At 72.7% G+C, this 25110-nt stretch carries 18 protein-coding genes, 1 tRNA gene and 3 pseudogenes; 20 read left to right on the forward strand and 2 right to left on the reverse strand.

Features of this window, described 5'->3' with window-relative positions; all coding sequences use genetic code 11:
* Positions 1-11 precede the first annotated feature (11 nt).
* Positions 12-488: a trimeric intracellular cation channel family protein gene (locus tag QQK26_RS01375; RefSeq protein ID WP_348519976.1), complete on the reverse strand. Its 477-nt coding sequence runs from the start codon at positions 486-488 to the stop codon at positions 12-14.
* 257 nt (positions 489-745) lie between these two features.
* On the opposite strand from QQK26_RS01375, the pseudogene recO reads away from it, so the two are divergent.
* The 10 genes and pseudogenes from recO to QQK26_RS01425 form a co-directional block, all read left to right on the forward strand.
* Positions 746-1471: pseudogene (gene recO, locus QQK26_RS01380) on the forward strand (DNA repair protein RecO); the annotation flags it as partial.
* 184 nt (positions 1472-1655) lie between these two features.
* Positions 1656-2462, forward strand: coding sequence for an isoprenyl transferase (locus QQK26_RS01385; RefSeq protein ID WP_284229279.1), 807 nt, complete (start codon positions 1656-1658; stop codon positions 2460-2462).
* A 245-nt stretch (positions 2463-2707) separates the two neighbouring features.
* Positions 2708-3388 carry an NUDIX hydrolase gene (locus tag QQK26_RS01390; protein WP_284229280.1) on the forward strand — a complete coding sequence of 227 codons (681 nt, stop codon included), beginning with the start codon at positions 2708-2710 and terminating at the stop codon, positions 3386-3388.
* Between the two features lie 5 nt (positions 3389-3393).
* A pseudogene (gene nadA / locus QQK26_RS01395) lies at positions 3394-4665 on the forward strand (quinolinate synthase NadA); the annotation flags it as partial.
* A 148-nt stretch (positions 4666-4813) separates the two neighbouring features.
* A complete protein-coding gene (locus tag QQK26_RS16125) occupies positions 4814-5554 on the forward strand; it encodes an FAD-dependent oxidoreductase (protein WP_348519977.1) in 741 nt (246 codons plus the stop codon).
* A pseudogene (locus tag QQK26_RS01405) lies at positions 5491-6555 on the forward strand (L-aspartate oxidase); the annotation flags it as partial. The gene QQK26_RS16125 and the pseudogene QQK26_RS01405, both read left to right, overlap by 64 nt.
* On the forward strand, positions 6552-7409 hold the full coding sequence (gene nadC, locus QQK26_RS01410) for a carboxylating nicotinate-nucleotide diphosphorylase (RefSeq protein WP_284229284.1): 858 nt from the start codon (positions 6552-6554) through the stop codon (positions 7407-7409). The pseudogene QQK26_RS01405 and the gene nadC, both read left to right, overlap by 4 nt.
* Entirely contained in the window at positions 7402-8553 is a 1152-nt protein-coding gene (locus QQK26_RS01415; RefSeq protein ID WP_284229287.1) for a cysteine desulfurase family protein, read from the forward strand. Before nadC ends, QQK26_RS01415 begins: the two co-directional genes overlap by 8 nt.
* Before the next feature lie 94 nt (positions 8554-8647).
* Positions 8648-10036 (forward strand): glycine--tRNA ligase, encoded by a 1389-nt coding sequence (locus QQK26_RS01420; protein WP_284229289.1) that lies wholly within the window; start codon positions 8648-8650, stop codon positions 10034-10036.
* A gap of 1270 nt (positions 10037-11306) precedes the next feature.
* Positions 11307-11957 carry a DsbA family oxidoreductase gene (locus tag QQK26_RS01425; protein WP_284234393.1) on the forward strand — a complete coding sequence of 217 codons (651 nt, stop codon included), beginning with the start codon at positions 11307-11309 and terminating at the stop codon, positions 11955-11957.
* 286 nt (positions 11958-12243) lie between these two features.
* On the opposite strand, the gene QQK26_RS01430 is transcribed toward QQK26_RS01425, so the two are convergent.
* Entirely contained in the window at positions 12244-12708 is a 465-nt protein-coding gene (locus QQK26_RS01430; RefSeq protein WP_284229290.1) for an aminoacyl-tRNA deacylase, read from the reverse strand.
* Between the two features lie 240 nt (positions 12709-12948).
* On the opposite strand from QQK26_RS01430, the gene dusB reads away from it, so the two are divergent.
* From dusB to QQK26_RS01480, 10 genes are all read left to right on the forward strand, one after another.
* Positions 12949-14148, forward strand: coding sequence for a tRNA dihydrouridine synthase DusB (dusB, locus tag QQK26_RS01435; protein ID WP_284229293.1), 1200 nt, complete (start codon positions 12949-12951; stop codon positions 14146-14148).
* Between the two features lie 446 nt (positions 14149-14594).
* Positions 14595-15842, forward strand: a complete 1248-nt coding sequence (locus tag QQK26_RS01440; protein ID WP_284229294.1) for a deoxyguanosinetriphosphate triphosphohydrolase — start codon at positions 14595-14597, stop codon at positions 15840-15842.
* A gap of 340 nt (positions 15843-16182) precedes the next feature.
* Positions 16183-18405: a DNA primase gene (gene dnaG, locus QQK26_RS01445; protein WP_284229296.1), complete on the forward strand. Its 2223-nt coding sequence runs from the start codon at positions 16183-16185 to the stop codon at positions 18403-18405.
* Between the two features lie 24 nt (positions 18406-18429).
* Positions 18430-19248: an ATP-binding cassette domain-containing protein gene (locus QQK26_RS01450; RefSeq protein WP_284229298.1), complete on the forward strand. Its 819-nt coding sequence runs from the start codon at positions 18430-18432 to the stop codon at positions 19246-19248.
* A gap of 77 nt (positions 19249-19325) precedes the next feature.
* Positions 19326-19398, forward strand: a tRNA-Asn gene (locus QQK26_RS01455).
* 65 nt (positions 19399-19463) lie between these two features.
* The gene (locus QQK26_RS01460) at positions 19464-20366 is read left to right on the forward strand and encodes a sensor histidine kinase (protein WP_284229300.1); all 903 of its coding nucleotides are present in this window, start codon (positions 19464-19466) and stop codon (positions 20364-20366) included.
* Between the two features lie 146 nt (positions 20367-20512).
* Positions 20513-21622, forward strand: a complete 1110-nt coding sequence (locus QQK26_RS01465; RefSeq protein ID WP_284229302.1) for an aldo/keto reductase — start codon at positions 20513-20515, stop codon at positions 21620-21622.
* Positions 21623-21689: 67 nt separating this feature from the next.
* Complete coding sequence (locus tag QQK26_RS01470; RefSeq protein WP_284229304.1) at positions 21690-23006, forward strand: M16 family metallopeptidase; 1317 nt, start codon at positions 21690-21692, stop codon at positions 23004-23006.
* Between the two features lie 26 nt (positions 23007-23032).
* Entirely contained in the window at positions 23033-23632 is a 600-nt protein-coding gene (locus QQK26_RS01475; protein ID WP_284229306.1) for a histidine phosphatase family protein, read from the forward strand.
* 61 nt (positions 23633-23693) lie between these two features.
* On the forward strand, positions 23694-25049 hold the full coding sequence (locus QQK26_RS01480; RefSeq protein WP_284229308.1) for a recombinase family protein: 1356 nt from the start codon (positions 23694-23696) through the stop codon (positions 25047-25049).
* The last annotated feature ends 61 nt before the right edge of the window (positions 25050-25110 follow it).

A 25110-nucleotide genomic window follows, 5' to 3' on the forward strand; every position in this document is an offset into this window, starting at 1 on the left:
TGGGGTCGGCCTCAGGCCGCGCCGCCCTCCTGGCGGCGTCGGCGCAGCTGGAGGGCCCGCTGCTCGGGCAGGCTCCAGCCGAAACGGACGGCGAGGATGCGGATGAGGGCGGTCACGATCACGCACACCGCCGCAGCGACGGCGATGGGCGCCCCGGCGACGGCGAGGCCGAGCAGCGCGGCGCTGCCGGCCGCCGCGGGGATCGCGTAGATCGGCCCGACGTGCATGATGCCGATGGGCAGGCCCAGGAGCACCTCGCGCACGATGCCTCCGCCGACCGCCGTGATCACCCCGAGAAAGATCGCCGGCAGCTCGGCCGTGCCGAGGGTCAGCGCCTTGGTCGTGCCGATCGCGGCGAAGAGCCCGATGGCGAGCGCATCGAGCCCGGTGATCGCCCAGTCCACGCGTCGGAACAGCTGGCCGAGCGCCATGCCGGCGAAGGCCGCGAGGGTCGCGACGGTGAGGTACCAGTTGGTGGTGAAGGCCACCGGTGTGACGCCGAGGAAGACATCGCGCAGCAGCCCCCGCCGAGCCCGGCGGCGATGCCGATGACCGCCACGCCCAGCAGGTCGAGCCGGCGGTCGCGGTAGGCGGCCACCAGCAGGGCGCTCTGCAGGCTGCAGACGGCGATGGCGAGCAGGTCGGCCCAGAGGGGGACGACCAGGGCCTCGACGATCACGTGGCAACCGTAGCCGAGCGGCGCGGCTGCGGACGACCCGCAGCCACCGGGGAGGATAATCGCCGGGTGCCCCTCTACCGTGACGAGGCGGTCGTGCTGCGCACCCACAAGCTGGGCGAGGCCGATCGCATCCTGACCATGCTGACCCGTCAGCACGGCAAGGTGCGCGCGGTCGCGAAGGGCGTGCGGCGCACCTCGAGCCGCTTCGGTTCGCGCCTCGAGCCCTTCATGGTCGCCGATGTGCAGTGCTACGAGGGCCGCAACCTCGACACGATCACCCAGGCGGAGTCGCTGGCCAGCTACGGCGCGACGATCGCCGGCGACTACGGCGCGTTCACCGCGGCGAACGCGATGGTGGAGGCGGCCGACCGCCTCACCGAGGACGAGGGCTCGCTGCAGCAGTACCTGCTGCTGGTCGGTGCGCTGCGTTCCCTCAGCCGTGGTGAGCACGAGGCGGGTCTCACCCTCGACTCGTACCTGCTGCGTGCGCTCTCCATCGCCGGATGGGCGCCGAGTTTCGTCGACTGCGCCGTCACGGGAGCCCCCGGCCCGCACCGGTACTTCGTGCCCCAGCTCGGTGGCGTCGTGGCCGACGAGGTGGCCCCTCCGGGCTCCGCCCGGCTCGACCCCGGCACCCTCGACGTGCTCGGCGCACTCCTCGCGGGGGACTGGCCGGTCGCCGAGGAGGCGCCCGAGCGCAGCAGGGCGCAGGCCAGCGGCGCCGTCGCCGCCTACGCGCAGTTCCACCTCGAGCGCGGCCTGCGGTCGCTGCAGCACGTGGACCGCAGCGCATCGGAACCACCGCGCCGTGCATCCGTCCGTCCGCCCATCGGCTCCGTCGACCTCCTCCCCGTGCCCACGGTCGCAGCAGCGATCGATCGAGCGGACGGACCCCCGCGCCGGGCGCGAGCGACGCAGCACCGCCCACCACCGCCGCAGCGCCCGCAGGGCACCCCGAACCCCAGGAGCCCTCCGCGTGAGCCGCCGCACCATCCCCGCCGAGCCCTTCCGTCCGATCGACTGGACCGGCCAGACCCCGCCGGACCTGCCCGCATCCGCCGTGCCGCGGCACGTCGCGATCGTCATGGACGGCAACGGGCGCTGGGCGAACCAGCGCGGCCTCACCCGTGTGGAGGGCCACAAGGCCGGCGAGGCGGCGCTGCTCGACGTCGTCGCCGGCGCGCTGCAGCTCGGCATCCAGCACATCAGCGTCTACGCCTTCAGCACCGAGAACTGGAAGCGCAGCCCCGACGAGGTGCGCTTCCTCATGGGCTTCAACCGCGAGGTGCTGCACCGCCGCCGCGACCAGCTGAACGACTGGGGCGTGCGCATCCGCTGGGCCGGCCGCAAGCCGCGGCTGTGGCGCAGCGTCGTCGACGAGCTGCAGCACGCGGAGCGGATGACCGCGCACAACACGAGGCTGACGCTGACGATGTGCGTCAACTACGGCGGCCGGAACGAGATCGTCGACGCGGTGCGCGGTCTCGCCGAGGAGGTGGCCGCCGGACGGATGAAGCCCAGCGGCATCACCGAGAAGGCCATCCAGCGCGCGCTCTACACGCCCGATATGCCGGACGTCGACCTCTTCGTGCGCTCGAGCGGCGAGCAGCGCACGAGCAACTTCCTGCTGTGGCAGTCGGCCTACGCCGAGATGGTGTTCCTCGACACCCTGTGGCCGGACTTCGGCCGCGCCCAGCTCTGGCGGGCCGTCGAGCACTACGCCGGGCGCAACCGGCGCTTCGGCGGGGCGGTGGACGCTCCGACGGATACGCCGCTCGGCTGACGCCGGTGATCCTGCGCCGGCGAGGCGCGCAAGCCGGCACCCGCCCCAACCCTCGCACGCGAGGAACGCAGGTGCCTCGCGAGCAGGATGAGGCGCCCGGGCCCCGAACTGCGGACCTCACCGGCGCTTCACCTGCATTCCTCGCGATGAGACCGTCGCCGCTCGACTTCGAGTCACGATTACGCGAACTCCGGCGAACGGCGCTACGCTCGCTTCGAGTCACCCTGACCTGAACCCGGAAGCCCATGGACGAGCACCCCTCACTCGCCGTCTCGACGGTGATCTTCGCGCTGCGCGACAGCGAGCTCTGGACGCCGCTGGTGCGCCGCATCCGCCAGCCCTACCAGGACCGCTGGGCGCTGCCCGGCGGCTGGGTCGCGCCGCAGGAGGGCCTCGAGACCACCGCCGCGCGCAAGCTGCTCGAGACCACCCAGCTCGACCCCACCTACCTCGAGCAGCTCTACTGCTTCGGCGACATCGGGCGCTCGCCGAGCGGCCGCGTCGTCAGCGTCGTCTACTGGGCGCTCGTGCGGCCCGACCAGGCGGAGCGCTCCAGCGACGACGACAACGTCCGGTGGTTCCGAGCGGATGCACTGCCCGGCCTCGCCTTCGACCACAACCGCATCGTCGAGTACGCGCTCTGGCGGCTGCGCAACAAGATGGCCCACAGCTCCATCGCGCACGGCTTCCTCGGCGAGACCTTCACGCTCGCCGAGCTGCGCGGCGTCCACGAGGCCGTCCGCGGCGCCACCCTCGACCCCGCGAACTTCCGCCGTCAGGTGCTGGCGGGCGGCAGCATCGTGCCGACCGGTGAGCACGTCGTCGGCGCATCCCATCGCCCTCCGGCCCTGTACCGCTACACCGACGCGACGCTCGTCGATCAGGGACCGCTGCTCGCATCCGCGCTCACCGACAGGGAGGACTGACCGCCGTGTCATCCGTCGCCACCACCATCGAACGCATCCGCCTCGGCGCCGAGGCGGGCGAGACCTGCGCCCCCGAGCTCGCCGACGGCCCCTGGACGGTCGACCGGCTGCCCACGCCGACCTACGGGCCGGGTGCGTCGATGACCGACGTCATCCCGACCGGCTCGCCGCGGCAGGGCGCGCTCCCGCAGGGCTACCGCGACGCCTCGAACGACGAGCTGCACGCGCGCATCCGGGCCGCCAAGGCGACGCTGGGGGAGCGGGTCGTCGTGCTCGGCCACTTCTACCAGCGCGACGAGGTCGTGCAGCACGCGGACTTCCTCGGCGACTCCTTCCAACTCGCGAACGCCGCGCAGACGGTGCCGGATGCGGAGACGATCGTCTTCTGCGGCGTGCACTTCATGGCCGAGACGGCCGACATCCTCGCGCAGGAGGGGCAGCGGGTGATCCTGCCGAACCTCGCCGCCGGCTGCTCGATGGCCGACATGGCCGACATCGACAGCGTCACGGACGCCTGGGAGCAGCTCGAGGCCGTCTACGGCACGGAGCCGGATGCGGACGGGCGCGTGCCGATCATCCCGGTCACCTACATGAACTCATCCGCAGCGCTCAAAGGCTTCTGCGGCGACCACGGCGGCATCGTCTGCACCTCGTCGAACGCCGCGACGGTGCTCGACTGGGCGTTCGAGCGCGGGCAGCGCGTGCTCTTCTTCCCGGACCAGCACCTGGGGCGCAACACCGCGAAGGCGATGGGCGTGCCGCTCGAGCGGATGCCCATGTGGAACCCCCGCAAGGCGCTGGGCGGCAACGACGAGCAGGGGCTGCTCGACGCGCAGGTCGTGCTCTGGCACGGCTTCTGCAGCGTGCACAAGCGCTTCACGGTCGCCCAGATCGACCAGGCGCGGGCCGAGTTCCCGGGCGTGCGCGTGATCGTGCACCCGGAGTGCCCGATGGAGGTCGTCGACGCCGCCGACGAGGCCGGCTCGACCGACTACATCCGCAAGGCCGTCGCCGCCGCCACCGAGCCGACGACCTTCGCGATCGGCACCGAGATCAACATGGTGAACCGGCTCGCCGCCGACTTCCCGCAGCACACGATCTTCTGCCTCGACCCGGTCGTCTGCCCCTGCTCGACGATGTACCGCATCCACCCCGGCTACCTCGCCTGGGTGCTCGAGGAGCTCGTCGAGGGCCGCGTCGTCAACCGGATCTCCGTCGACGCGGCGGTGACCGCCGGTGCGAAGGTGGCGCTCGAGCGGATGCTCGCCGCACTGCCCACAGGGATCGCCCCGTCGGGCGCCGCGGCGCCGTCCGGAACCGAGGCGCTCACCACTGGGGCGGCAGGCCCTGCGGCGCCCTCGGGCGTCGCCGCACCAGGGTCGGGCACGGCGCGCACCACTGCAGCGCGGTAGACGGGACGAGCGGATGCGCGTCATCGTCGTCGGCAGCGGCATCGCCGGTCTCGTGGCCGCGATCCGCGCGGCCCGTCATCACGAGGTGCTGCTGGTGACGAAGGGCGCCCTGGAGGAGGGGAGCACCCGTCACGCGCAGGGCGGCATCGCCGCGGCGCTCGCCGAGGCCGCCGCCGACGCGCACATCGCCGACACGCTCGCGGCCGGGGCGGGCCTGTGCGACCCGGAGGCGGTGCGGGTGCTCTGCGAGGAGGGGCCGCAGCGCGTGCGCGACCTCATCGCCTTCGGCGTCGAGTTCGACCGCGACCCCTCGGGCGCGCTCGCCCGGGGCCTCGAGGCGGCGCACTCGGCGCCGCGCATCCTGCACGCGGGCGGCGACGCGACCGGTGCGGCGATCGAGGCGGCGCTCGCCGAGGCCGTACGCGCCACGGCCGTCGACATCATCGAGCACGCGATGCTCGTCGACCTCGTGCTCGACGACAGGACCCCGGACCACCCCCGCCCCTGCGACGAATGCAGGTGCCTCGCAAGCGGGACGCCCGCATCCGCTCGTCCCGACCTCCGATCCCCGACGAGGCTCCTGCATTCCTCGCGGAGCCGCTCGTCGAGTCGCCGCCCCTGGCTCCCCGGGGTCCGGAGGCTTCGGCGGGCCCTTCGGCCGGCGGAGGCTCCGTACCCTCGCCGAACCGCCGGGTCGTCGGCGTCGAACTGCTCGTCGAGGGCGCGCGGCGCATCGAACGAGCGGATGCGGTGATCCTCGCGACCGGGGGCGCCGGACAGCTCTACGCCCACACGACGAACCCCGGCGTGGCCACGGGTGACGGCATTGCCGCCGCGTGGCGTGCCGGCGCCGAGATCGCGGACCTCGAGTTCGTGCAGTTCCACCCGACCGTGCTGGCCGACGGGTTCCTCGTCTCCGAAGCGGTGCGCGGCGAGGGCGCGGTGCTGCGGGACGCGGAGGGTCGGCGCTACATGCCGGCCGTCGATCCCCGCGCCGAGCTCGCGCCGCGGGACGTCGTGGCCCGCGAGACCGCGCGCGTCATGACCCGTCAGCATGGCGCGCCAGCGCTGCTCGATGCCACGGCCGTTCTGCTCGACCTCCCCGCGCGCTTCCCGAGCATCCACGCTCATCTGCGCGATCTCGGCGTCGATTGGACGCGGGATGCGGTGCCCGTCACCCCGGCGGCCCACTACACGATGGGCGGCGTCTCGACCGATCTGCTCGGGCGCACGAGCCTGCCCGGACTCCTCGCCGTGGGCGAGGTCGCGCGCACGGGCGTGCACGGCGCCAACCGCCTGGCGTCCAACTCGCTCCTGGAAGGGCTCGTCTTCGCCTGGCGCGCCGCCGACGCGCTCACCCCCGAGGTCCTACCGCGAGCACCGCTCGCCCCCGACCGCACGGGCCTGCGAGAAATGCAGGCGTTCCGCAACGATCGCCCCATCGCTGCCGCTCGGGCGACGGCATCCGACCCCGAGGGTCCTGCATTCCTCGCACGAACCCGCCCCGCGACCCGAGCCGAGATCCAGTCGCTGGCGTGGCGGGACCTCGGACTCGTCCGCGACGGTGCGGCGCTCGCCGCGGCCGTCACCACCCTCGCCGGATGGCGTATCGAAGGAAGCACCGTGCACGATCTCGAGAACCGCAACCTGCTCGACCTCGCCCGTCTCATCGCCCGGGCGGCGCTCGTGCGCACCGGCAGCGTCGGCGCCCACCACCGCAGCGACGACCCCACCACGACGGCGGCCTCCGCGTGAGCGCCTACCGGGACGCCGTCGATCGCGTCGTGCGCGCCGCGCTCGCCGAGGACGCCCCGTGGGGCGACATCACGAGCGAGCACCTCATCCCCGCCGACGCGACGGCTCGAGCGGCCGTCGTGGCTCGCGAGCCCGGTGTGCTCGCCGGCGGTGCAGGGGTCGAGGCCGCGTTCGCGCAGATCGACCCGTCGATCGTGGTCGGCGATCTCGTCGCCGACGGCACGGCGTTCAGCGCGGGCGAGGTGCTGGCGCGCATCGAGGGACCTGCCCGTGGCGTGCTGCGCGGCGAGCGCATCGCCCTCAACCTCGCGCAGCGCCTCAGCGGCGTCGCCACCCTCACCGCCCGGTACGTCGCGGCCGTCGCAGGAACGGACGCCCGCATCGTCGACACCCGCAAGACGACGCCCGGGCTGCGCCTGCTCGAGCGCCACGCGGTGCGCGTCGGCGGCGGGCGCAACCACCGCTTCTCGTTGAGCGACGCCGTCATGGCGAAGGACAACCACCTCGCGGTGCTCGCCGCGCAGGGCATCGGCACCGCCGAGGCGCTGCGCCGCCTGCGCGCCCAGCTGCCGCACACCGTGCGGATCGAGGTCGAGGTCGACCGCCTCGACCAGGTGCCCGAAGCGCTCGACGGCGGCGCGGACATCGTCATGCTGGACAACTTCAGCCTCGACGAGCTCCGCGCCGGCGTCGCGCTCATCGCCGGCCGCGCCGTCGTGGAGGCCAGCGGCGGCGTGACCCTCGACACCGTCGCCGCGATCGCGGCCACGGGTGTCGACGTCATCTCGGTCGGCGCGCTCACGCACAGCGTGCGCGCGCTCGATCTCGGCCTCGACATGCGGATCGATGCCTGAGATCCATCTCGACCACGCCGCTACGACGCCGGTGCGGCGCGAGGCGCTCGAGGCGATGTGGCCCTACCTCACCGGCGCCTACGGCAACCCGTCGAGCCGGCACCGCCTCGGTGAGGAGGCGGCGCGCGCGCTCGACGACGCGCGCGAGCGCGTCGCGGCCGTGCTCGGCGCCCGGCCCGCCGAGATCGTCTTCACCTCCGGTGGCACCGAGGCCGACAACCTCGCGGTCAAGGGCCTCGCGCTCGCGAACCCACGCGGCCGTCATGCGCTCGTCGCGGCCACGGAGCACGAGGCCGTGCTCGAATCCGCCGCAGTCCTCGAGCGGATGCACGGCTTCGCCGTCGATCGCGTCCCCGTCGATGCTGACGGTCGCCTCGCACCCGCATCCCTCCGCTCCTCCCTCCGCGACGACAGCACCCTCGTGAGCGTCATGCTCGCGAACAACGAGATCGGCACCGTGCAGCCGGTCGCCGAGCTCGCCGAAGCCGCGCACGCCGTCGGGGCGCGGTTCCACAGCGACGCCGTGCAGGCCGCCGGCTGGCTGCCGCTCGACGTCGCCGCGCTCGGCGTCGACGCCCTGACGATCTCGGGTCACAAGGTAGGCGCGCCCAAGGGCATCGGAGCGCTCTACCTCCGTCGCGGTGCACGGGTCGAGCCCGTCCTGCACGGTGGAGGACAGGAGCGCGGCCGACGCAGCGGCACCGAGGACGTGGCCGGAGCGGTCGGCCTCGCCGTCGCCCTCGAGCTGGCCGAGCGCGACCGCCGAGCACGAGCGGATGCGATCGAGCGGATGCGGGACGCCTTCATCCGCTCGGTCCTCGCCATCGCGCCCGAGGCCAGACTCACCGGGCACCCGGCCGATCGACTCGCGGCGAACGCCTCGTTCTGCTTCCCGGGCACGGCGGGGGAGGCGGTGCTGCTGCAGCTCGAGGAGCGCGGCGTGCTCTGCTCGAGCGGTTCCGCCTGCGCCGCGGGCAGCGAGGAGCCGTCGCACGTGCTCACCGCGCTCGGCCTCGACGACGCCACTGCGCAGACGGCGGTGCGTTTCACGCTCGCCGCGAGCACCTCCGAGGCCGAGCTCGAGCAGGCGGTGCTCGCGCTGCGCGCCTCGCTCGATGCGCTGCGGGGGCTGGCGATGCGCTGAACGGGGGCCGCGACGGCCCGGGGCTAAGCTTGTCCCTCGTCCCGCACCCCATCGACCGCGCAGCCGGCGCGGCTGAACCTTTGGAGCTCTCCCCGTGGCATCCGCCCCCTCCCGTCTCGAGTCCGCCATCAACCTCGCGAAGCGCCGCGGGTTCGTCTTCCAGGCGGGGGAGATCTACGGCGGTTCGCGCTCCGCGTGGGACTACGGTCCCCTCGGCGTCGCGCTCAAGGAGAACATCAAGCGCCAGTGGTGGCAGTCGATGGTGCAGGGCCGTGACGACGTCGTCGGCCTCGACTCCTCCGTCATCCTGCCCCGCAAGGTGTGGGAGGCTTCCGGCCACGTCGAGGTCTTCAGCGACCCGCTGATCGAGTGCCAGAGCTGCCACAAGCGCTACCGGGCCGACCACCTCGAGGAGGACTTCGAGGCCAAGAAGGGCCGCGCCCCCGAGCCGGGTCTCACCGACGTCGTCTGCGTCAACTGCGGCACCAAGGGCCAGTGGACCGAGCCGCAGAACTTCTCCGGCCTGCTCAAGACCTTCCTCGGCCCGGTCGACAACGAGGAGGGGATGCACTACCTCCGCCCCGAGACCGCGCAGGGCATCTTCGTGAACTTCAACAACGTCGTGACGGCGTCGCGGATGAAGCCCCCGTTCGGCATCGGGCAGATCGGCAAGAGCTTCCGCAACGAGATCACGCCCGGCAACTTCATCTTCCGCACCCGCGAGTTCGAGCAGATGGAGATGGAGTTCTTCGTCGCTCCGGGCACCGACGCCGAGTGGCACCAGTACTGGATCGACACCCGCCTGCAGTGGTACGTCGACCTCGGCATCGACGCCGACAACCTGCGCCTGTACGAGCACGCGCAGGAGAAGCTGTCGCACTACTCGACCCGCACGGTCGACGTGGAGTACCGCTTCGGCTTCACCGGCGGCGAGTGGGGCGAGCTCGAGGGCATCGCCAACCGCACGGACTACGACCTGAAGACGCACTCCGCCGCGTCGGGCACCGACCTCAGCTTCTTCAACCAGGCCGAGAACGAGCGCTACACGCCCTACGTCATCGAGCCCGCGGCGGGCCTCACCCGATCGCTCATGGCGTTCCTGGTCGATGCCTACCACGAGGACGAGGCGCCGAACACGAAGGGCGGCGTCGACAAGCGCGTCGTGCTGAAGCTCGACCGCCGACTCGCCCCGGTCAAGGCCGCGATCCTGCCGCTGTCGCGCAACGAGCAGCTCTCGCCGCTGGCGAAGCAGCTCGCAGCGACCCTGCGCAAGTACTGGAACGTGGACTTCGACGACGCCGGCGCGATCGGCCGCCGCTACCGCCGTCAGGACGAGATCGGCACGCCGTTCTGCGTCACGGTCGACTTCGACTCGCTCGACGACAACGCCGTGACCGTGCGCGAGCGCGACACGATGTCGCAGGAGCGCGTCCCGCTCGACCGCATCGAGGCCTACCTCGCGGAGCGCCTGCTCGGCGCCTGACGCACCCTCGCCGCAGCGCCCGCCCGACCGGCTCGGCCGGGCGCTGCGCCCCCCGCCCCCCGCGCCCCGCTCCCTCACCGCGAGAAATGCAGGCGTCTCGTGCGGCCTCCGCGGAACGAGCGGATGCGCCCCGCCCGGGCCCGGCCGGGACGCCTGCATTCCTCGACGAGGCTGCTGCCGCACCGCCCCTCCACACCGGCGAACCATCCACGGATGACCCGCCGCGAGCCGGCGGATGGACGCCCTGCGCCACCGTGGCCGCATGGACCTCGTCGGCATCGTCAACGCCTCGGGTGGATTCGCCCGCACCCGCGAACTCCTCGCAGCCGGCGCGACCCCGCGTCTCCTGACCGCGGCAGTCCGCGACGGGCGCCTCCGCAGAGCCCGCAACGGCTGGTACTCGACCCTGCCCGAGCACGACGCCCGCTTCCGTGCGGTCCGGGTCGGCGGCAAACTCACCGGGCTGTCGGCGCTCCGTGAGCTGGGTGCCTGGACCCGGGGAGGCGGCCGCGTCCTCCGCATCAGCGTCCCGGCGCACGGGTCCAGGCTCCGCTCGCCTCGCAGCGGCAGGCGCGGCCCGCGACGTCGCGACGACCCGATGCGCGTCAGCTGGGACCCGCCCGAGGTGGTCCGTTCCGGGGACGCCGCGAGCGTGCATCCGCTCCATGCCCTCGTCAGGGTCGTGCTCGACGAACCCTTCGAGGAGGCCGTCATAGCGCTCGACTGGGCCTGGCGGGCGGGGCTGCTCGACGAGGTGAGCTTCGCCTGGCTCATCGCCCAGCTGCCGAGGCCGCTGCGGCGCATCCGCGACTGGGTCGACCGGCGCAGTGAGAGCCGCAACGAGACCATCGCCCGCATCCGAGCGCGAGGCGAGGGGTGGCGCGTCGCGACCCAGGTGCGGCTCGGCGACGTCCAGCGCATCGACCTGACGGTGGAGGATGCGATCGGATGGGAGGTGGACGGCCGCCAGCACGCCGATAACTTCCACGCGGACCGCCTCAAGGACTTGCGGATCGCTGCGGAGGGACGCCAACCGCTGCGCACGGACGCCGAGCTGGTGAACGCCGATTGGGTGCTCGTGCGGTCCGCGATCCGACGCTCTCTGGCAGCCCGGCTGGGATGGCCGGAGCTCCAGCGGCGCGAGCGCGCCGGACGGGCGTCGTCGATGCGACCGCGAGGTCGGGGAGGCGCTGGCACCGCAGCCCGATCCGCATCCGCTCGCATCCGCCGACCGAGGGAATACCGGCGATGCTGCCGCGTTGGCCCTGAGGTGAGCAACTCCATCAAGGTCGACATCTGGTCCGACGTGCAGTGCCCGTGGTGCTACATCGGCAAGCGGAAGTTCGAGGCGGGCGTCGCCGCCTCCGGCATCGAGGTCGAGGTGGAGTACCACTCCTTCGAGCTCGCCCCGGACACCCCGGTCGACTACGAGGGCACCCCGATCGACTACCTGAGCGAGCGCAAGGGCATCCCCGCCGAGCAGGCGGAGCAGATGATCGGTCGCGTCACCGAGATCGCCGCGAGCGTCGGCCTCGACTACGACTACGACCACATCCACCAGACCAACACCGTCATCTCGCACGAGCTGCTGCACTTCGCAAAGTCGAAGGGCCTGCAGCTCGAGATGAAGGAGCGGCTGCTCAAGGCCTACTTCGTGGAGGGCCACCACGTCGGGCGCATCCCCGACCTGGTCGACCTGGCCGTCGAGGTGGGACTCGACCGCGACGAGGCCACCGAGGCGCTCGAATCGCATCGCTTCCTCGCCGACGTCAAGGCCGACGTCGCCCAGGCGCAGGCGTACGGCATCAACGGGGTGCCGTTCTTCGTCGTCGACGGCAAGTACGGCATCTCGGGCGCGCAGGACGCGGAGACCTTCGCGGGCGCCCTCGCCCAGGTCGCGGGCGAGCGAGCGTCGGCGTGAGCGGCGAGACGCCGGACGGCTTCACGATGCTCGGCACCCCGGACGCGGCGGCGTGCGAGGGCGACGCCTGCCTCGTCCCGAGCTCAACCGCGGTCCCTGCGCCCGAAGCCTGACCCGCCAGCCCGCTCGCTGCGAGAAATGCAGGCGCCTCGCGACGGCACCCCTCCACGACCTGCGAGGAATGCAGGCGCCTCGCATCCGCTGGCTTCCCTACCGGTCGCCGCGGCGGCCGACGCCTGCCGCTGCGCCTGTATTTCTCGCAGACGCGGCGCAAGCGGGCTCCGGCTCATCCCTCCGGTTCGGTGCAGATGTCGGCGACGGTCGCCTCCAGTGAGCGGATGAGGTCGGCCGATTCCACGAGCAGGCTGGCTCCGTGCCACCCGGCCCCCATCGCGATACGCCCTCGGATGGATGCGTCCGCGAAGACGGGCCACGCGGTCGTGCTGCCGAGGGGCACGATCGTCCCCCGCTCGTAGCCCGTCGCCTCGAACGCCTGCTCGGCGGGCGGCAGCTGCAGCTTGTTCACGCCGATCGCGGCCCGCAGCTTCGGCCACGAGATCTGCCGATCACCCGGCACCAGCGCGAACCAGAAGCCGTCCCGGCCCTTCACCACGAGCGTCTTCACGATCTCCGGCGGCGCCACTCCGAGCCGCGCGGCCGCCTCTTCGAGCGACCCCGCCGGACCGCGCTCGACGATCTCGATCTCGAGCCCGCGCTCCGCGGCATCCGCCTCCGCCCGTCCCATGCTCATGCCCGCCCCAACCACGGCCTGCCCCGCGCGATTCCCTCCCAGCCCCACGATCAGCCGCCAGCACCCGGCCCTGCGAGAAATGCAGGCGTCGCGTGCTCTACCAGCCGGGCCCGAGCGGATGCGCGGCGCAGGCTCTCACGAAGCACCTGCATTTCTCGCAGAGCGTTCGTGCAGGGCGACCGACCGGTCTGGTCCCCGCAAGCGCCCCGCCCCGCCTCGACCCCGTGGGACAATACGGGGATGCCCTCCACCCTCGCCGCGCCGGCCCCCGCCCTGCGCATCGGACCGATCGAGCTCCACGCGCCCGTCGTGCTCGCGCCGATGGCGGGCATCACGAACACCGCGTTCCGGCGGCTCTGCCGCGAGTACGGCGCCGGCCTCTACGTCAGCGAGATGATCACGAGCCGCGCGCTCATCGAGCGCACGCCCGAGTCGATGCGCCTCATCACGCACCACGAATCGGAGACGCCCCGCAGCATCCAGCTCTACGGGGTCGACCCCGCCACGGTCGAGTCCGCGGTGAAGATGCTGGTCGATGAGGACCGCGCCGACCACATCGATCTCAACTTCGGCTGCCCCGTGCCCAAGGTCACCCGACGCGGCGGCGGCTCCGCCCTGCCCTGGAAGACCGACCTCTTCGAGGAGATCGTCACGCGCGCCGTGAAGGCGGCCGGCGACATCCCGCTCACGGTGAAGATGCGCAAGGGCATCGACGCCGACCACCTCACCTACCTCGAGGCGGGTCGCATCGCCGAGGGTGCGGGCGTCGCCAGCATCGCGCTGCACGCCCGCACCGCCAGCGAGTTCTACTCGGGCCACGCCGACTGGAGCGCCATCGCCTCGCTCAAGGAGACCATCACGAGCGTGCCGGTGCTCGGCAACGGCGACATCTGGAGCGCCCAGGACGCCCTGCGGATGATGGACGAGACCGGCTGCGACGGCGTCGTCGTCGGTCGCGGCTGCCTCGGCCGTCCGTGGCTCTTCGGCGATCTCGCGGACGCCTTCGCCGCCCGCGCCGAGGGTCGCGAGGCCGTGACGATCCACCCGACCCTCGGCGACGTGGCCCGCGCCTTCCGCCGCCACGCCGAGCTGCTCACCGAGTTCTTCAGCATCCCCGGCAGGGACGGACGAGCGGATGGGGAGGAACGCGCCTGCCGCGACATCCGCAAACACGTGGCCTGGTACTTCAAGGGATACGCCGTCGGCGGCGACCTGCGCAGCCGCATGGCCATGGTCGAGTCGCTGGCCCAACTCGACGACCTCCTCGCCGAGCTCGAGCACGACCAGCCCTACCCCGGCGAGGCCGCGGAGGGGCAGCGGGGCCGGGCCGGCAGCCCGAAGATCCCCACCCTCCCCGACGGCTGGCTCGACAGCCGCACTCTCGCCTCCGCGGACCGCGCCGAGGTCGCCGCCGCCGAGGCCCACCACTCCGGCGGCTGATCCGCCGCGCGCCCCGCGACAGCCACCCGCCCCCTGCTGCGAGGAACGCAGGCGCCTCGCATTCCACCGCCCGCCGCCTCGGAACCGTGCACGCCGCATCCGCTCGCTCCTCCTGCGTTTTCTCGCCGCGGCACCGAGCGCGCCTCGTCGACACGCCGTCGTCGAGGCCGCAGTCCACCGTCCTCGACCGCGCGACCGCTTCCGCGCGACCGCTTCCGCGCGACCGCTTCCGCGAGGAATGCAGGAGACGAGCGGATGCGCGAGCGCGCCACTGCGCCTCCGCTCGTCGCACCCGTGCGAGGCTCCTGCATTCCTCGCAGGAGCTCCCCCAGCCCGCAGCGCCCCCCAGACCGCAGCGCCCCCAGCCCGCAGCGCCTCCAAACCGCAGCGCCCTCGTCCGATACCCTGGACTGCCCGCGCCAGCCGTCGCGGCGAGAGGGAGACCAATGACGCAGCCGGTGCCGGGCTACGGCTCGCACGACACCGACCGTTGGCTGCCCGAGGAGCACTCGAACCACCGGCGCAGCGACTTCGCCCGCGATCGAGCGCGGCTGCTGCACTCGAGCGCTCTGCGCCGCCTGGCTGCGAAGACGCAGGTGCTCAGCCCGACGGCCGGCATCGACTTCGCGCGCAACCGGCTCACCCATTCGCTCGAGGTCGCGCAGGTCGGCCGCGAGCTCGCCAGCCAGCTCGGCCTCGACCCCGACGTCGTCGACACCGCGTGCCTCGCGCACGACCTCGGCCATCCGCCCTTCGGGCACAACGGCGAGACGGCGCTCAACGCGTGGAGCGAGGGCATCGGCGGCTTCGAGGGCAACGCGCAGACCCTGCGCCTGCTCAGCCGGCTCGAGCCCAAGACCTTCGGCGCCGACGGGCGCCCGTACGGGCTCAACCTCACCCGGGCGAGCCTCGACGCGAGTTGCAAGTACCCCTGGACCCGGGCCGAGGGCGTGCACGACGGCGAGCGGATGAAGTTCGGCGTCTACGACGACGACCGCGAGGTCTTCGCGTGGTTGCGCGACGGCGCGCCCGCCGGTGTCAAGTGCATCGAGGCGCAGGCGATGGACCTCGCCGACGACATCGCCTACTCGGTGCACGACTTCGAGGACGCGATCGTGGGGGAGTCCATCGACCCCGCCTTCCTCACCTCCCGCGTGGGCCATGACGCCCTCATCCGCTCGGTCCAGTCGTGGTCGCCGGCATTCAGCGTCGAGGAGCTCGCGGAGGCCTTCGACCGCCTCAGCTCCTGGGAGTTCTGGCTGTCGAGCTACTCGGGCGAGCGCCGCGATCAGGCGAGGCTCAAGAACCTCACGAGCCAGCTCATCGGCCGGTTCGCCGCCGCGGCCATCAACGCGACCCGTGAGGCGAAGCCGAGCGGAGCGCTCACGCGCTTCTCGGCGAACATCGTGGTGCCCCGGCCGATCCGGGCCGAGATCGCCGTGCTCAAGGGCATCGTCGCCGCCTTCGTGATGGCCAGCGAGGCCCGGCAGCCGCTGTACGCCGAGCAGCGGACGCTGCTCTCCGGGCTCGCCGATGCGCTCCTCGAGGCGGGTCCGGCGGAGCTCGAGCCCGGCTTCGCCGCCGACTGGGCGGATGCGGGGGACGACGCCGGCGCGCGTCGCGTCGTCATCGACCAGGTCGCCAGCCTCACCGACCAGTCCGCGATCGCCTGGCACCGCCGCCTCGTCGGCTGAGGCCTGCCGCCTACGGCCCAGGCGCCGCGCATCCGCTCGTCACGCAGCCCTCGCGGGCGAACGACGCGACCCCTCACGAGCCGCCGGTGAGCGCCGCCGAGCACCGCGAGAGCCGCGGGCAGCCCTGCAACGGGAACCGCAGGCACGCGACCCCTGCGAGAAATGCAGGACGACCGTCACCGTCCTGTCCGCCGGCGCGGTCGACATCCGAGCAGCGGATGCGGTCGTCCTGCATTCCTCGCAGCGAGCGGATGCGGTGGGCGCTCGGTCGGTGCCGCACGGCGCGATCGAGCCGCAGCCCGACCCTCCTCGAGGTTCGCAGCCCCCCTACGATGGGACGATGCCAGGCCTGATCCGTCGCTCCGACATCGACACGGTGCGCGACCGGGTCGACATCGTCGACGTGATCGGCGAGCAGGTCGCGCTGAAGCGGGCCGGCGTCGGCTCCATGAAGGGGCTCTGCCCGTTCCACGACGAGCGCACGCCGAGCTTCACGGTGCGCTCCGGCGTCGGCCGGTACCACTGCTTCGGCTGCGGCGAGGACGGCGACGTCTTCACGTTCCTGCAGCGCACCGAGCACCTGAGCTTCAGCGAGGCGGTCGAGCGCCTGGCCGGCCGCATCGGCTACCAGCTGACCTACGAGGACGGCGAGCGCGCGGCCGACACCTCCAATCGCGCGCGCCTGCTCAAGGCCAACGCCGCCGCCGCCGAGTACTTCCAGGACCAGCTCGGGCGCGACGAGGCGCAGCCCGCCCGCGACTTCCTCGTCGACCGCGGCTTCGACCAGCAGGCGGCTCTCGACTTCGGCGTCGGCTACGCGCCGCGCGGCTACGAGTCGCTCGGCCGGCACCTCCTCGCGAACGGCTTCGGCAAGGACGAGATCCTCGCCGCCGGCCTGGTCGGCAGCGGCGAGCGCGGCCTCTACGACCGCTTCCGCGGGCGCCTGGTCTGGCCGATCCGCGATGTCACCGGGCAGCCGGTCGGCTTCGGGGCGCGCAAGCTCTTCGACGACGACAACGGGCCGAAGTACCTCAACACCCCGGAGACGCCGGTCTTCCACAAGTCGCAGGTGCTCTACGGGCTCGACAAGGCCCGTCGCGAGGTGAACAAGCAGCGGCGCGTCGTCGTGGTGGAGGGCTACACCGACGTCATGGCCTGCCATCTCGCGGGCATCACGACCGCCGTGGCCACCTGCGGCACGTCGTTCGGCGTCGACCACATCAAGCTGATGCGGCGCGTGATGGGCGACTTCGAGGTGACCGACCAGCGGGGCTCCGGTCAGGTCATCTTCACCTTCGACCCGGACGAGGCCGGCCAGAAGGCCGCCAGCCGGGCCTTCGCCGAGGAGCAGCGCTTCGCCAGCCAGACGTTCGTCGCGGTGCCGCCGGAGGGCCTCGACCCCGCCGACCTCTGGCTGCACCGGGGCGCCGGTGCGGTGCAGGAGATGATCGAGGGGCGCAAGCCGCTCTTCGAGTTCATGCTGCGACGCGTGCTCGCCGGCCATGACCTCGACACCGTCGAGGGCCGGGTGCAGGCGCTGCGCGCGACGGCGCCGATCGTGGCGAACATCCGCGACCGCGCGCTGCACGACGGCTACGCCCGCGAGCTCGCCGGATGGCTCGGCGAGGACCTCGAGGCCGTGCGTCAGGCGGTCGCGGGCGCGCGCGGCCGCGTCATCGCCACCTCCGACCGTCCCGGCCGCATCGCCATCGAGGCGGCCACCGCCGCCGCATCGATGCCGCCGGATGAGGACGGCCGGGGCGACCGCTGGAAGCAGCAGGACGGCGACCGCAAGCCCTGGCATGACGCCGAGCGCCGGAGGCAGGACGGCGACCGCAAGCCCTGGCACGACGATGAGCGCGGACCGCGCCAGGGTGGCGAGGGCCGCCCCCGGCAGGATCGTCCCCGCGTCGTCGTGCCCGACGAGCAGGGCCGCTACGCTCCGGACGACCGCGACGCGCCGCCGACCGAGGAGGAGCTGGCGCGGGCCCCCCAGCAGAGGGAGCCCGAGCCCCGAGCATCGGATCCCGGACCCGCCCGCCACCGCGCGACCCCCAGCGACGAGCAGGCCCCGGAGCGGGTGGGCGCCAGCATCGCCGAGCTGCCGAGCGATGTGAACATCCGCGTCGAGCGCGACGCGCTGCAGGCGATCCTGCAGCACCCGGAGTTCTTCGGCGAGGACCTGCTGCGCGCCGCGAGCCGCGCCGCCTTCGCCAACGGTCTGCTGGCGGTCGTGCGCGACGGTCTCGCCGTGGCCATCGAGGCCGGCCCGCCGGTGAGCGGTGCGGAATGGCTCGACCGCATCGCCCGCGAGGTGCCGCCGCACTACGCCGGCCTCGTGCGCGAGCTCGGCGTGCTCACGGCTCCCGTGCGCGACGAGGAGAACCTCGAGCGCTGGGCCACCGACATCGTCGTCTCGTTGGTCGACCGCGACCTGCTGCGCCAGAAGGTCGAGCTGCTGGGCAGGCTCCGCCGCAGCGAGGGCGACGCCGAGGGGCACCGCGCCATCCAGCACGAGCTGGTGGCGCTCGAGGAGCAGCGTCGCGCGCTGCGCGGCGAGTAGGCGCACGGTGCGGAGGAGGATCGGATGAACGCGACGGATGCGGTCCTGCGGCTGAGCGACCTTTCGCTCGGCTACTCCGCGCACGGTCCCTCGCCGGCGGTCGCCGCGGTGCGGGGCGTCTCGCTGCGCGTCGAGCCGGGCCAGGTCGTCGGCATGCTGGGGGAGTCCGGCTCGGGCACCTCGAGCATCGCCCGCCTGGTCGCGCAGCAGGGCCTCGCGCCCGGCCGCGGCCCCGGCGCCCCGTCGATCACGGGCGGTTCGATCGCGCTGTTCGGCACGGAGCTGCGCCGCGCATCCGCCCGCCGGCTCGACCGCCTGCGCGCGGAGGTCGGCTACCTCGCTCAGGACGCCGCGGCCACGCTCGACCCGCACCGCTCCACGCTCGAGCTCGTGGCGGAGCCGTTGCACGCCCGGCTCCGCCGCGGCCGCGAGCTGCCCGATGAGCTGCGCCAGCGCGTGCGCGACGTGCTCATCGCCGTCGAGCTCCCACCCGAGCTGCTGCGCGCGTTCCCGCACGAGCTGAGCCGCGGGCAGCGGCAGCGCGTCGCCATCGCGCGGGCGATCGTCACGGCGCCGCGCCTGCTGGTCGCCGATGACCTAGCGGCCGGGCTCGACCCGGCCGTGCGCCCCGGCATCGTGCGCACGCTCGCCGAGCTGCGGCGGCTGGAGGGCTTCTCGGCGCTCGTCATCAGCCACGACCTCGACGTGCTCGAGCCGCTCGTCGACCGCCTCGACGTGCTGCACCGCGGCGAGATCGTCGGCAGCGGCACGGTCGCGCAGGTGCTCGACGACCCCTGGCACCCCTACGTGCGCCGGCTCGCGCAGCTGCGCTCGGAACGCTGACGCCGTGGTCATCGCGCCCCTCCGCGCTCTGCTACAGTAATCAGCGCTGCCGGACGCCCCTCGAGGGAACCGGTTGATCCTCGGTAGCTCAATTGGCAGAGCAATCGGCTGTTAACCGATAGGTTCTTGGTTCGAGTCCAAGCCGGGGAGCGAGAGAAGGCCCGTGACGTGCTCACGGGCCTTTCGCGTTGCCGCGACGACCGGAGGAGCGACGGATGCGGGCCCTGAACGAGCTGCCGGACGACCCGGTCGTCCTCGGTCTCGCCGCCGCCTCCGCGCTGCTCCTGCTCATCGCGATCGCCCTGCTCGCGCTCTGGCGCCGATCCGCCCGCACCGCGAGGCGGGCCGCGGTGCGCGAGGCGGAGCAGCTCGACGCGGCCGATGAGCTCGAGTACCGTCTGGCCGAGCAGTCCAGCCGCCTCCGCATCATCCGGGAGCTGCACGAGGTGGCCGTCCGCTCCGTCTCCGACGTCATCCGTCAGGCCGACGGCGCGCGCTTCGCTGCGGCGAACGACCCGCAGGCCGCCGTTCGCTCGCTGCCGGCCATCGCGGAGGCGTCGCGCGGCACGCTCGCCGAGTTGCGCCGGCTGGCCGGGATCGTCCGCGAGGGCGAGCTCGGGGCCGCACCGCAGCCGAGGATGCGCTCCGTGCGCGAGCTCGTCGCCGCGGTGCGCGAGCGCGGCCTCGTCGTGCGCTTCGAGGAGCGCGGCGACCGCTTCGCGATCACGCAGGGCGCCGAGCTCGCCGTGGTCGGCATCCTGCAGGAGGCCCTCGAGAACGCTCTCGGGCACGGCGGGGCCGGCACGGAGGCGCGGGTCGTCTTCGCCTGGAGCGGCGGCGGTCTGCAGGTGCTCGTCGACGACGACGGCGAGCGCGCCGCGGCGAAGCGCGCGGGTCTCGACCCCGACGAGATCGGCATCGACAAGGGCTACACCGCGGCCGACGACCTGGCCGCCCTCACCGAGGAGCCCGCGGGTCGCGGCATCGCCGAGATGCGCGAGCGCGCGCGGCACTTCGGCGGCGTCTTCACGAGCTACCGGGTGCCCGGCGTCGGTTTCTCGGTGTCGGTCGTCTTCCCCCGCCTGCGCAGCCAATCGGGTGCCGGACCGCGGGTCTGACCCCCGTCGGGAGGCCGAGGAACGCTCGTTTCATCACGATTGCGCAACGACCGCATGCGCTCGTGCGCGCCCCGGCTCGGCCGTCCCGCCGCACCCTAGGCTCAGCCGCAGGACCAGCATCGCGAGCGTCGAGGGGAGGGCATCGGATGGACGGCACCTCCGTCGCCCCCGCCGCACTCCCCGGCGCACCCGCGGCCCTGCCCCGCACCCACGTCGCACCCGTGACGAGCACCATCGCGCTGCCGGGCTCCGGGCTCGCGCCCGCTCCGGCCGGGCACCAGCTCTCGGGCGACCTCGGTCACCTGCCGATCCCCGTCGGGCCGGTCGCCCCGCAGCACCGCAGGATCGGTGAGACCGGCATCTCGGTGCTGCCGCTCGCGCTCGGCGGCAACGTGTTCGGCTGGACGCTCGACGCCCCGCAGTCGGAGGCGGTGCTCGACGCCTTCGCGGCGGCCGGGGGTGCCTTCCTCGACACCGCCGACTCGTACGCGGGCGGCCGCAGCGAGATCATCATCGGCAACTGGATGCGCCGGCGTCGCAATCGCGACGAGATGGTCGTCGGCACGAAGATCGGCAAGAGCGCGGACCACCCGGGGCTCGGGCGCTCCAGCATCCGCGCCGCCGTGCGAGCGTCGCTGCGCCGGCTGCAGACCGATCGCATCGACGTGCTCTACCTGCACCTCGACGACCCCGCGACCCCGCTCGAGGAGACGCTCACCGCGGTCGACGAGGCCATCCGCGCCGGCCTCGTCCGCGAGGCGGGCTTCTCCCACCACTCGGCGTACCGCGTCATGGAGGCGCGGATCCTCGCCGGGCTCCTCAGCACGCGTCCGCTCGCCGCCCTGCAGAACCAGTACAGCCTCATGGAGCGCTCCGGCTACGAGGGCGACCTCGCCGGCGTCGCGCGCGCCCAGGGTCTCGCCGTCATGCCGCGCTTCGCGCTGGCGAGCGGCTTCCTCTCCGGCAAGTACCGCAGCCGCGCCGACCTCGGCGGCTACCGTCGCGGCGGCGAGGCGGGCAAGCACCTCGGCAAGCGCGGGCTGCGCGTGCTCGCCGCGCTCGACCGCGTCGCGGCGGAGCACGGCGTGGCCGTCGGCGCGGTCGCCATCGCCTGGCTGCTCGCCAAGCCGCTGGTCGTGGCGCCGGTGACCAGCGCGAGCACGCCCGAGCAGCTCGCCGAGCTGCTCGCGGGCCCCGGCGTGCAGCTCAGCCGGCAGCAGGTCGCGCTGCTCGATCGGGCCTCGTCCGGCGCCTGAGCCGCGGCGCGCCCGGACTCGCCGCGGTCGCGCCCGCTGTCGGTCGCCGCACCTAGACTCGCTGCCGATGAACTCCTCCGTCGCACTGCCCCTCGATCTCCCCGAGCTCCGAGCGGATGCGGCGGGCGGCACCCTCGTGCGCCGCACCGTGCTGCCGAGCGGCCTCCGCGTGCTGACGGAATCCGTGCCGGGCGCGCAGAGCGCGACCGTCGGCTTCTGGGTCGGCGTCGGCAGCCGCGACGAGCAGCCGGTCACGTTCGGGTCCACGCACTTCCTCGAGCACCTGCTGTTCAAGGGCACCCCGACGCGCAGCGCCCTCGACATCGCGATCAGCTTCGACGAGGTCGGCGGCGAGCACAACGCGATGACCGCCAAGGAGTTCACCTGCTACTACGCCAAGGTGCGCGATCGCGACCTGCCGATGGCGGTCGAGGTCATCCGCGACATGCTCGAGCACTCCCTGCTCGACCCGGTCGAGTTCGAGACCGAGCGCGGCGTGATCCTCGAGGAGCTCGCGATGGCCGAGGACGACCCGGCCGATGTAGCGGGGGAGCGGATCGCGCGCGCCGTCTACGGTGCGCATCCGCTCGGCCGGCCCATCGGCGGTACGCCGGAGAGCATCCGCGCGGTCGACCGCGACGCGGTGCACCGGCACTACCGCGAGACCCACGTGCCCGGGTCGATCGTGGTCACGGCGGCCGGGGCCGTCGACCACGACGCGCTGGTCGCCGCGCTCGACGGCGACGGCGCGGGCTCGCCCCGGGAGCGGCGCACCGTCGAGCCCGTCGTCGGGCACGGCGGCGGCCGCGAGTTCGTCCACCGCCCGACCGAGCAGGCCAACCTCATCCTCGGGCTGCCCGGGCTCACCGTCGGCGACGGCCGTCGCAGCGCCCTCGCGGTGCTCAACGCGGTCCTCGGCGGCGGCATGTCGAGCCGCCTGTTCCAGGAGGTGCGCGAGCGCCGCGGCCTCGCCTACTCCGTGTACTCCTTCGCCTCGGCGTACAGCGACCTCGGCATGCTGGGCCTCGCGGCCGGCTGCTCGCCGCGCAACGCGGCCGACGTCGCGGAGCTCATGCTGGCCCAACTGCAGGGCCTCGCGAGCGACGGCATCACCGAGGCCGAGCACCGCCGCGCCGTCGGGCAGCTCTCCGGCGCCAGCGCCCTCGCGCTCGAGGACTCCGACTCGCGCATGTCCCGGCTCGGCCGCGCCGAGCTGAGCCTCGGCGAGTTCGTCGACCTCGACGAGTCGCTGCGCCGACTCGCGCTGGTGACGCGCGATGAGGTGCGCGAGCTCGCGGCGGAGCTCGCCGCCGGCCCTCTGTCCATCGCCGCCGTCGGCCCCGTCGACGCCGCATCCTTCGACGGCCTCACAGCCGCCGCCTGAACCCGAACCACCACGAGGAGACGACGTTGTCCCGCTACCTGTACCTGGTCCGCCACGGCGAGCAGCTCGACGCCGAGCACGGCCTGCCCGACGGCCCCCTGTCGCCGCGCGGCCGCCGCCAGGCCGAGGCCATCGCGAGCCGCCTGTCCGGCATCCCGTTCACGAAGGCCTGGCACTCGCCGCTCGAGCGCGCCGAGGAGACGGCCCGCATCATGACGGAGCGGATGCCCGCCCTCGTCAGCGAGCCCAGCTCGCTGCTCATGGACTGCATCCCCTCCGGCCCGCCGCCGTCGACGAACGCCTGGGACGCCTTCTTCGGCAGCATCAGCGAGGCGCAGATCGAGGCCGGTCAGGCCCAGATGGCCGACGCCGCCTCGGAGTTCCTCACCCCCGCGATCGGCGAGAACCACGAGCTGATCATCACCCACAACTTCGTGATCTCGTGGATCGTGCGCGAGGTGCTGGAGGCGCCGTCCTGGCGCTGGATGGGGCTCAACCAGGCCAATTGCGGGCTGACGATCGTGCGCATCCGCTCGACGAAGCCGAACGCCCTCATCGCGCACAACGACCTGGGCCACCTGCCGGCCGAGCTGCGCACCGGCGAGCCCGTGGTGCAGCCCTACTGAACCGGGCTCAGAGCCGCTTCGCGTACCAGTTCGTCGCGTTCGCTTGTGTGAAGATACGTAAGTGACCGTCCCGAAGCTCCGTGCCGCCCTATACCTGCGCATTTCGAAAGATGATGGGCGCACCGGACTAGCCGTAGAACGGCAGCGTGAAGAGTGCCTGAGGGTGATCGAGCGCGAGGGGCTGGAGCTAGTAGGGGAACCGTACGTGGACAACGGCGTGAGCGCCTACAACCGCAACGTGACCCGCCCCGCCTTCGACGCAATGACGCACGACTACGAGCGGGGAAAGTTCGATGCGGTGGTGTGCTGGGACCTAGACAGGTTCAGCCGTCAGCCCGCGCAACTGGAGCATTGGATTGAGATGGGCGAGGCCCGGGGGCTCCGCATCTACTCCCCCTCAGAAATCACCGATCTTGGCACCGACAACGGGCGCATGTTTGCCCGGATGAAGGCGACGATTGCCCGCGCGGAGGTGGAGCGGAAGAGCACCCGTCAGAAAGCGCAGGCGGCACAGGCCAAGGCGCTGGGGACCTACAAGGGCCGTACCGGCTTCGATGATGCACCAGTCATCCGGCGCATGTTCGCGCTCGCTCTGGCGGGCAGCGGACCCTACGAGATAGCGGCCAAGTTGAACGCGGACGGACTCACCACGGCCCGGGGCATCCCGTGGAGCGGGCAGGCAGTGAAGGGCGTGACGCGTTCACAGCGGCACCGGGGCGGGCTCGTGACCGAATCCGACTTCGACAAGGTGCAGGACCTCCTCTCGGCAGGCGTGCGGGTCGGTCCGAAGGCCCGCGGGCTGTATTCGGGCATCGCCCGGTGCTCGACGTGCTCAGCCGCCATGACGGCCTCGGGGGACCGGTACAAGTGCTCCTATGCCGCGAACCACCCCGGCTCCACTGGACACCAGACCATCCTCCGGACCGTGCTCGAATCTCGAATTGATGCCGCCATGGTGGACGCCATCATCCTTGGCCCAGAGTCGCAAGAAGATTCGGGAGAGGTAGCGGCACTGGATGCTGAGCTTGCCCGTATCGAGCAGTCCCGGAAGAAGATTTCGCGGCTGGTCGCTGCGGACCTCCTCCCCGAGGCGGACGCCGCTGCCGACCTCCGAGCGCTGAAGGCGGAGGCAGAGTCTCTGACAGCCCAGAGGACCCGCGCCATCACTACCAGTGTGAACCGTCGGCTGCTGGACGGGCTCACGGTGGACGTGATCTTCCCGGGTGAGCCGCATGCACAGAGCGCCCTACGCCTCCGAGAGGCCGTAGGGAGGCGCTGGAAGGCCCTGGAGGGCGACGAGAGGCGGAAACTGGCACGGGAGTACCTGGGGGTCACCGTGCAGCCGCGTACGGCCCCCGAGCGGCTGCGGGTGCGTCATCTCGTGGTCACCGACCTCAACCCCGCGGACGACGCCTAGGACAGGCGCACTATCCCGCACTCGGAGCACTGCCAACGGACCCCGGCCCCCTCGCCCTCCA

It is taken from the genome of Arenivirga flava (assembly GCF_030161575.1).
Classification (GTDB): domain Bacteria; phylum Actinomycetota; class Actinomycetes; order Actinomycetales; family Microbacteriaceae; genus Arenivirga; species Arenivirga flava.